Below are 9,209 nucleotides of genomic sequence, written 5' to 3'. Positions count from 1 at the left end.
CGGTCTCTCCTCTTCGAAAAGACGAACGGCCCGGTCGTCGCCGGGCCTTCAGATTGTCAGTCGCGGTGCTCGGGCATGGCTTTCAGCTGGTCCTTGGTCCAGTTGGTCACGGCGTGGACGTCGCCGTCCTCGTCGCGCATGAAATCGAGTTCGCTGGCGGCGACGGCGACCGGCTTGGCGCCGATGCCGAGGAAGCCGCCGACGTCGATGACGACCTGGCTGCCGTGCAGATGGTCGACCGAGCCGATCTTCTCGTCGCGGGGCCCGTAGATGGTGGCGCCTTCGAGCGTGTCCGGGGTCAGTTCGGCCGGGCTCAGCCTGACATGGTTTGTGTGGTCCATGACTTCAATCTCCTTGGTTGGGGGACAGGGTGAACCTCCGAGGCGGCCAAGGGTTCCGATGCAAGTGAAGGAGCTGTCGCCTATGTCGATGACGCCGTCCAGGCAGCCTTCGCCGGTCAGCCTGACTGCCCGGCGGCACCGCGCTTTCATGGCCGGCTTCAGCAATTCGGGGAACCGTGCGCGGCGCCTGTCCGCCCGGAATTGCGTGAAAACAGGGCCGTCAGGATCCGGCGCGCTTCTTCGCCTCCAGGTTGCGCGCGGCCTGTTCGATCGCGGCGCGGTCGCTGCCCAGGCGGTCGAGCAGTGCCTGCGCCTCGTCGCCCGATATGCCGGTTCGCATGGCGAGATCCTCCACCGCCAGCACGTCCGAGCTGGCGATCTCGCGGGTCTGAGGCAATGCGTCGCCGGCCGTCAGCGGCCGCGCGGCCTCCCTGTCGATCTCCATCTCGGCCTGGTGCCAGTGCCGCTCGTGGTCGCCATGCACGCCGCCTTCGCGCTGCCAGATCTGGTAGGCGCGCTCGCGGATCCTGTCGTTCCTGTCGTCGCTCATATCAGTTCCTCCACCGTGTGGGGAATGAACGCCGCGCCGAGGCGAACGATCCAAAAAATCTGCGTGATCGGGAAGGCGCCGGCGCCTTTCATCGCCATCGGGCCCGCTACTCGCATTGCCGTCTCGGCCCGCCCGAATATGGCTGGTAGCTGTTGTCCTCCGGCCGGTAGGAGCGGTAGCGGCTGAAACAGCTATCGACATGGTCGGCGGAAGGCTCCGCCGCGGCGGCCGAACCGGCGCCGCCCGCCTCGACATAGCTGACTTCGGCCGAAGGCTGCGCGGACTGGTCGCCGGCATCGAGGTAGGGCGAGTTGCAGGTGCGCTGCCGTCCGCTGTAGGACATGTAGCTGTTGTCGTCCGGATTGTACGAGCGGTAGTGGCTGGCGCACCATTGGACATGCGACGGCGGCAGCGCGGCCTGCCTTTCGGCCGCCACCGGCGGAACCGCGCTTGTCACGGTCGGGTCGGGCGCCGGCTCTTTGGGGGCCAGGTCAGTCGGCGCGGGCTGGTCGGCCGGCACGCGTTCGAGATTTTGCGCCGCCTTGTCCACCGGCCGCGCGTTTCTTGTCCACAGCTCCGACACGCTGACGGTCGGCCTTGCCTCATGCGGGGCTTTGGCGGCAAGCAGCCAGGCGGCGAAGCCCAGCCCGCTGCCGAAAACGGCAAGAGTCAAGACGAAGCCGCAGACCAGTCCAAAAATCGCTTTCACGTCACCCTCCGTAAGCCCTCGCTCATAAAATGCGGAGCATCAAGGCTGGTTCCAGCAAAGTGCGTGCTGCAAACGCCGGCAGGCGGGTGAGGGGCAGCGCCGACTTCGGCAACTGGCCATCCGAAGCAACTATCCTGGCCCTTGATGACGTCGGGGCGCCAGCAATGCCGCCACCATGTCCTTGTCGCGCTGCCGCTGCCCTAGATAGAGGGCCAGCAGACAGTCCAGCGAAATTTTGCCGGCGCCGGCGATGGCCAGCACGAACATGCCGCCTGATATCGCCAGGTCCTTTTCGAAATGCAGCAGCTCGTTCCGGCTGGCGAAGTTGGCGTGGAACAGCGTGGCCGTGGCCAGGCAGAACAGGCCGAGTCCGATGGCCCCCAGCCGCGTCAGCAGGCCGGATGCGATAGAGAGCCCTGCCCCGAGTTGCAGCGCGATGGTGGCAATGAACAGCGGCAGGCCGACGCCAAGCGCTGCCATCGCCTTTGCGGCGGCGTCGAAATGGGTGGCCAGCGTGGCGCCCTCATGCAGGAAGATGAGGGCAAGCAGCAACCGGCCGGCGAGCAGGGCCGCGTCCCCCAGGTACAGCTTGGTGACGAGGCCGTGCAGCCTCGCGGCGGATTCGGTCGGTATCATGGTCAGCCTCCATTTTTGCTAAAGGGCCGGAGCCGGCGCGAGGGAGAGGATGCCGGCTCCGGCAATGGGCGCCAGCCACGAGCGCCCAAACTTTGTGGGGACTGGCGTCGGCGCCAAGGCCTCCTCATCCGGCCGCTTCGCGGCCACCTTCTCCCCACGTCCTTGGGCAGGGCAATCGCATATGGGCCCAGGCTTTCGCCCTACGAGTACCCCCACTCCTATCCCTCCCGCAAGTGGTCCCGCGAGGGGAGAGAAAAGGCCGTTGCTACTTCGTCACCTTGGTGTCGATGGCCTGCTGCAGGTCGGAAAGCTCGTCGCAGCCGGCGGGGCACAGTTTTTGCAGCGATGCCAGTTGCTCCCTGGCCTTGTCCATGTCGCCGGTTTCGACATAGAGCTCGCCCAGATATTCGCGGGCCGCCTTGTGGTCGGGCTTCAGCTCCAGCGCCTTGCCGTAGTAAGTCAGCGCCGTCTTGGTGTCGCCGGTCTTGCGCAGCGTGAAGCCGAGCAGATTGTAGACATCGGCCTGCTGATTGTCCTGCGCGAGATCGCGCAGGTCGGCCAGCGCGCCCTTGTAGTCCTTGGCGTCGATCTTGGCCTTGACGGCGGTGAGGTCCGGCGCATCGGCGCCTTCTACGTCATCCACCGCATAGGCCGGCATGATCGTGGCGACGGGAACGACGGTCAGCACGGCAATGGCGCCGAGCAGGCCGAACAGGGCGTTTCTGCCCAAAAGAGACTGTTTCATTGTCTTTCTCGCTTTGATTGAGTGCCAGCATCGCGAGACCGTTTCGAAATTCGCTCTGGCGAGTCATATGATGATGGTTTCGAGAACCGTGGCGCAGCGGACGTTTGGGTCCGGAAGCAACGGAAGCGGGGAAAACGCCTTCATATGGCCGCCAGAGTAGGGTTTCCAAACGGTCTCAAATTTGAACCGGGATGAAGCCATAGGCACCGCCGTCCTTGACGAAGACGCCGGTGCCCGGGAACGGGAAGTGCGAACCGCAGACGCGGATGTTGTCCGCGATCACCCGGTCGATGATCTTGTGACGCGTGGTGATGGCGGTCGGCCCATCCTGGTCGTAGCTGCCCTGCCACTCCGGATGCGGCGCGAGAAGCGCCGGCACATACATGGTGTCGGCCGAGACCATGCACTGCTCCTTGCCGGAACTGGCGAGGTACACCGAGTGGCCTGGCGTATGGCCGGGTGCCGCGATGATCTGGATGCCGGGCGCGACCTCGGCGCCATCCTCGACCAACTTCCAGTTCTTCCATTTGGGGAAGTTTTCGGCGATGCGCTTGCCCGCCGGCTTGCGGCCTTCCGGCAGCTTCGCCAGCCGGCTGGGGTCGGTCCACCAGTTGTATTCGGTGGCGTTGACGATCAGCTCGGCATTGGGGAACACCGGCGTGTTGGTGCCCTTCTCCATCAGGCCCCAGACATGGTCGGGGTGGAAATGCGAGATCATAATGGTGTCGATCGCCTTGTAGTCGATGCCGGCGGCCGCCATGTTGGCCGGCAGATGCGTGGCATTGGTCTGCCACTGGCCGACGCCCGAGCCGGCATCCATCATGATCAGCCGGCCGCCCATCTTCAGCACGACGACGGTGAGCGGAATGGGCATGAAGTCGGTGGTCAGCCCCGCCTTGGCGAGCGCCGCCTTGGTGTCGTCGACCGAGACACCCTTGATGAAGGCCGGATCGTGCGGCTTGCGCCAGATGCCGTCGTAGACGGCGGTGACCTCGATGTCGCCGACCGTGTATTTGTAGAAGCCGACGCTGGGTTCCACCAGCGTTTCGGCGAAAGCGGGGTGAGTGAATTCAAGCTTGCCGGCAAGGCCGAAGGCGGCAGCGGCGGCGGCGGACTGAAGCACTGTGCGGCGTGTCATGCTGAACATTGGGATCTCCTCTGGTGAGTGGTGGCTGTCACGGATGGAAATGGCGGAGGCCCCTGCCCTCCGCCGCTGATTGCGGATCGGGGCCGGAATCGTCGGGATCCGGTGCAGGCCCCATGAACTCAGTTGCCCCAGATGCCCTGGCCTGGCTCCTCCGCATCGGATTCATCGCCGCCCGCGCACCGTGCCGAACCATCTCTGGCTATCGGATCGAGGCGGTGTGGCGGCGGCGGCCGGCTCGGCGCGGCGCCCCGGAAGATGGGCGCTGCCGGCAAAGGCCGAACTCGAGGCAAGCAGCATCGCAGCCACGCTGAGAGCGAGCTTGGTCATTTCGGTAAGTTCCTTTCCCGTTTCCTCGGCGCGGGCCGCTGAAATGGCCCCGCTGTAGGGAAGACCCGGCAAGACCGCGCTTTATTCCCGGCTGCGACGAGATTTTTTGGAAGGCTGGAATCTGGTGGCAGCGGCCATGCGGAGAGGGCGCCCAGACACAATCCAGAAACAATATTCAACAGTTCGGAAAAACTGGCGAAAAGATCGGATGGCATAACCATCCCTCAGCGACCGGAAATTGGCCGCCGCGCGGGCGAACGGGGTTTGGTACGGGGCAATGCAACGAGGTTCGAACGGAAGGATGGGGGTGCTGTTCTGCATGGCGCGCGCCGCCGGCAGCGCCGAGGCGATGTGCTCCGTGCCCTGCTCCCGAACATGTGAAGACAGAGCGCCGAATATGTGATATCGGGCCGGCCAAAGAGGGGTGCGACTCGGCGGTCATCGATCGCCGGTCGGAATTCCAGGCTCTTCCAATATGGAAGCGCCAGTCATTCCACCTCCATCAACAACGGTCAAATTGCAGCGGCGGCACAGCCGAATGCCTGCCGGCGCGGCGGCATGAGCGAGATGTGCCTGTTCGGTCAGGACGAGAAAGTTTTGGAAATGGATCACGGTGTCGATGTCGCCGAACTGGACAGGGAGATATCGGGCGGAGACCCCGAAGGGGCTCGCCTGGACAGCGTCGATGCACTTGTAAGGATTGCCTCCGGTTCCGGCACGGATAAACGCGCCCAGATTTTGACGGGCGCCGATTTCGCCCGGCAGGGTCAGCCCGGTGAGCGGCTCGATGCGGTCTTCGAACAGCTCGCCGCGACGTTCTCCACCTTGCCGGCGGTGATCTCCGGGGGGCGTGTCTGGACCTACGAAGAAATGGACAAGCGCGCCAACCAGTTCGCGCGCCTGCTGATCGAACGCGGCGTGCGGCCCGGTCACCGGGTTGGGCTTATCCTCGACCGGTCGGCGGAAACCTATGTCGCCCTGCTCGGCGTGATGAAGGCGGGCGCGGCCTTCGTGCCGCTGGCCACCGCCTTTCCCGAAGAGCGCATGTCGCTCATCATCGAGGACGCCAGCTTGGGGCTGATCGTCACCATCGCCGCCTACGCGTCGCGGGCCGAACTTCTGCCCGTCCCCTATGTGCTGATCGACAGCGCCGCAGCCGAGATTGCCGCACGGTCCGACGCGCCGCTGCCGCCGCCTGCGGCGGCATCATCCGACGACACCTGCTACATTCTCTACACGTCGGGCACCACCGGCCGGCCCAAGGGCGTGGTCATCAAGCACCAGAGCTTCGTCAACTTCATCCGGGTAGCCGCCGCTTCCTACGGATACCGGCCGGGCGACCGCGTCTACCAGGGCATGACCATCGCCTTCGACTTTTCGGCCGAGGAGATCTGGGTGCCGTTCGCCGCCGGCGCGACCGTCGTGCCGGCGCCGGGCCAGCTGCCGCTGGTAGGCGAGGAGCTCGCGGATTTCCTGCGCCATCATGACATCACCTGCATGGCCTGCAGCCCGACGCTGCTGTCGTCCATGACCAGCGACGTGCCCAGCCTGCGCACGCTGCTGGTCGGCGGCGAGGCCTGCCCGCACAATCTGGTGGTGCGCTGGTCGAAGCCGGGCCGGCAGATCCTCAACACCTATGGCCCGACCGAGGCGACCGTCACGGCGACGATGGCCGCGCTGACGCCGGACAGTCCGGTGACCATCGGCGCGCCGCTGCCCACCTATTCGATCGTCATCCTCGACCCGTCCCTGCCGCAACTCGCCGAGCCCGGCGAACTGGGCGAGATCGGCATAGCCGGCATCGGGCTCGCAGTCGGCTATCTCAACAGGCAGGACCTGACGGAACAGAAGTTCATCGCCGATTTTGTCGGCCTGCCGAACAATCCGTCGAAACGCATCTACCGCACCGGCGACCTTGGCCGGATCAACGACAATGGCGAGATCGAGTATAACGGGCGCATCGACACCCAGGTGAAGATCCGGGGCTATCGCATTGAACTCGGTGAGATCGAGGCGGTGCTGCTGGACCAGCCGGAGATCGCGCAGGCCGCCGTCACCACCTGGGAGATCGAGCCCGGCCGCGTCGAGCTCGTCGCCTACTACGCGCCCAAGGCCGGCCAGCCGCCGCTGTCGCGCGCCGACATTGCCCAGACGATGAAGCGGCGCCTGCCGGACTACATGGTGCCCTCCTATCTGGAGGAACTGCCGGCGATCCCCATGACGGTTTCCAACAAGGTCGACCTGCGCCAGCTGCCGAAGCCGACAAGTGTGCGGCTTTCGGCCGGCCGCACGATGGTGGCGCCCGGCAATGACGACGAGCGCTTCCTGGCCGATGCGCTGTGCGCCGTGCTGAAATTCGATGACGTGTCCGTCGAGGACAATTTCTTCGACGATCTCGGCGCCAACTCGCTGCTCATGGCCCATTTCTGCGCGCGCGTGCGCACCAGGAAGGAATGGGCCACGACCTCCATGCGCGACATCTATCTCTACCCGACGGTGGCGCGCCTGGCCAAGCACCTGCGCGTGCCGGAAGAGATGACGACGGCCACCAACGAGCCCGTCCTCACCCGCCAGGCATCGAATTTCGCCTACTGGACCTGTGGAATGGCGCAGCTGCTGTTTTACGGGGTCTACAGCTATCTAGCGCTCTGGGCGGTCAATCACGGGCTCAACTGGGTCTATGACGCGCTCGACGACCCGGTCCAGCTCTATCTGCGCTGCGTGGCGCTTTCGGCCGGTGTGTTCTTCGGCATGTCGGGCTTCGCCGTCGCCGCCAAATGGCTGTTGGTCGGCCGCTGGAAGGCCGAGGCGTTCCCGATCTGGGGCCTGCGCTATTATCGCTTCTGGGTGGTCAAGACGTTGATCCGCTCGGCGCCGGTCGTCCTGTTCCGCGGCAGCCCGCTCTACAGCCTCTATCTGCAGCTGCTGGGAACAAGGATCGGCAAGAACGCGGTCATCGAATCCCGCTCCGTGCCGGTCTGCACCGATCTGATCTCCATCGGCGCCCGGACCATCCTGCGCAAGGAATCGATGATCCTCGGCTACCGCGCCCAGTCCGGCTACATCCACACCGGACCGCTGACCATCGGCCGCGATGCCTTCGTCGGCGTCGGCTGCACGATCGACATCGACACCTCGATCGGCGACGGCGGCCAGCTCGGCCATTCTTCCTCGCTGCAGCGCGGGCAAAGCATTCCCGACGGCGAGCACTGGCATGGGTCGCCGGCCGTGCCGACCACGGCGGACTATTGCAAGATGCGCAACGTCAATCCGTCCAACATCCGCCGCTTCCTCTTCGAGGCGGCGCATCTGGTCGGCCTGTTTGCCATCGTCACCCCCCTGCCGCTGCTGTTCCACAGCTACTGGGAAAATGTCGGCGACGACTATCAGGAGACGATCGGCGTGGTCGCGATCGGCACCACGGTCACGCTCTTCGGCTATATCGCCGCCGCCTTCCTCGCCGCGACGCTGATACCGCGCCTGACGAACCTGATCCTGAAGCCAGGCCGCACCTACACGCTCTACGGCTTCCGCTACTGGCTGCAGACCGTCGCCGAATTCACCAGCAATTCCCGCGTGCTCGGGCTGTTGTTCGGCGACAGCTCGGCGATCGTGCACTACATGCGCGCCATCGGCTGGAAGCTGAACAAGGTGGTGCAGACCGGCTCCAACTTCGGCTCCAACCAGCAGCACGAAAACCCGCTTCTGTGCGAGATCGGCACCCAGACCATGGTGTCGGACGGGCTGTTCATGATCAACATGCACAAATCCGCCACCGCCTTCAGGCTGGAGCCGACGAAGATCGGCGAACGCAACTATCTCGGCAACAACATCTACTATCCGCCGGATGGACGCACGGGCGACAACTGCCTGCTCGGCACCAAGGTGATGATTCCGGTCGACGGGCCGTTGCGCGAGAATGTCGGGCTCCTGGGCTCGCCTCCCTTCGAAATCCCCCGCATGGTGAACCGCGACAAGGAGCTTATCGCCGGCATCGACGAGGAAGACCGGCGCCAGCGCATCCCGCACAAGAACCTGCACAATCTGGTGACGGTGCTCCTGTTCGTGGCGGTCCAATGGGTCATGCTGTTCGCCACGCTAGCGATCTGGGACCGCGCGCTGAACTACTATACCGAATGGGCCGAGGTCGCGCTCTTCGTCGCCGTGCTCTTGACGTCCGCGATCACCATTCCGTTCTACATCCTGATCGAGCGGGCCAGTCTCGGCTTCGGCAGGCTGAAGCCGCGGATGACGACGATCTACGATGTCACGTTCTGGCGCCACGAACGCCACTGGAAGCTTGCGGATTCGCCGATCGTGCGCCTGTTCAGCGGCACGCCTTTCCGGCCGATGATCCTGCGCCTGCTGGGTGTCAAGATGGGCAAGCGCGTCTATGACGGCGGCGCCAACCTGACCGAACGCTCCCTGGTGGAGATCGGCGACGACGTCACCCTCAACGAGGGCTGCGTCATCCAGGCCCACTCGCTGGAAGAAGGTGCGTTCAAGTCCGACTATATCCGCATCGGCAAGGGCTGCACGCTCGGACCCTCCGCCTTTGTCCATTACGGTGTCGTGATGGGCGAAGGCTCGGTGGCCGATGTCGACGCCTTCGTGATGAAGGGCGAGGAGTTGGAGCCCTATTCCATCTGGCGCGGCAACCCGGCCAAGCTGCACCGGTTCGTGGAACCGGTCACGGACGGTGGCGCCAAGGCCTCCGCTTGAGGCCCGGCATGGCCGTCCGACGGGCGGATCTC

8 protein-coding genes are annotated in these 9,209 nt (G+C 64.9%); 1 reads left to right on the top strand and 7 read right to left on the bottom strand.

Annotated elements, in window-relative coordinates:
• Window positions 1-56 precede the first annotated feature (56 nt).
• The 7 genes from FJ934_RS19705 to FJ934_RS28080 form a co-directional block, all read right to left on the bottom strand.
• Window positions 57-341: a PRC-barrel domain containing protein gene (locus FJ934_RS19705; RefSeq protein ID WP_140611503.1), complete on the bottom strand. Its 285-nt coding sequence runs from the start codon at window positions 339-341 to the stop codon at window positions 57-59.
• A gap of 220 nt (window positions 342-561) precedes the next feature.
• Window positions 562-891 (bottom strand): DUF2934 domain-containing protein, encoded by a 330-nt coding sequence (locus FJ934_RS19700; protein ID WP_140611500.1) that lies wholly within the window; start codon window positions 889-891, stop codon window positions 562-564.
• Between the two features lie 106 nt (window positions 892-997).
• A complete protein-coding gene (locus FJ934_RS19695) occupies window positions 998-1,600 on the bottom strand; it encodes a BA14K family protein (protein ID WP_140611499.1) in 603 nt (200 codons plus the stop codon).
• 129 nt (window positions 1,601-1,729) lie between these two features.
• Window positions 1,730-2,236 (bottom strand): DoxX family protein, encoded by a 507-nt coding sequence (locus FJ934_RS19690; RefSeq protein WP_140611497.1) that lies wholly within the window; start codon window positions 2,234-2,236, stop codon window positions 1,730-1,732.
• Between the two features lie 265 nt (window positions 2,237-2,501).
• The gene (locus FJ934_RS19685) at window positions 2,502-2,981 is read right to left on the bottom strand and encodes a tetratricopeptide repeat protein (protein WP_140611495.1); all 480 of its coding nucleotides are present in this window, start codon (window positions 2,979-2,981) and stop codon (window positions 2,502-2,504) included.
• Between the two features lie 175 nt (window positions 2,982-3,156).
• Window positions 3,157-4,128, bottom strand: a complete 972-nt coding sequence (locus tag FJ934_RS19680) for an MBL fold metallo-hydrolase (protein WP_140611493.1) — start codon at window positions 4,126-4,128, stop codon at window positions 3,157-3,159.
• 162 nt (window positions 4,129-4,290) lie between these two features.
• The gene (locus FJ934_RS28080) at window positions 4,291-4,455 is read right to left on the bottom strand and encodes a hypothetical protein (RefSeq protein WP_181165694.1); all 165 of its coding nucleotides are present in this window, start codon (window positions 4,453-4,455) and stop codon (window positions 4,291-4,293) included.
• 603 nt (window positions 4,456-5,058) lie between these two features.
• Here FJ934_RS28080 and FJ934_RS19675 point away from each other — a divergent pair.
• On the top strand, window positions 5,059-9,177 hold the full coding sequence (locus FJ934_RS19675) for a Pls/PosA family non-ribosomal peptide synthetase (RefSeq protein ID WP_181165693.1): 4,119 nt from the start codon (window positions 5,059-5,061) through the stop codon (window positions 9,175-9,177).
• Window positions 9,178-9,209 lie beyond the last annotated feature (32 nt).

It is taken from the genome of Mesorhizobium sp. B2-4-12, from assembly GCF_006441575.1.
In the GTDB taxonomy this organism is placed as follows: domain Bacteria; phylum Pseudomonadota; class Alphaproteobacteria; order Rhizobiales; family Rhizobiaceae; genus Mesorhizobium.
The sequence above is the reverse complement of the archived record's forward strand: the minus strand, read 5'-3'. Positions and strand labels throughout refer to the sequence as shown.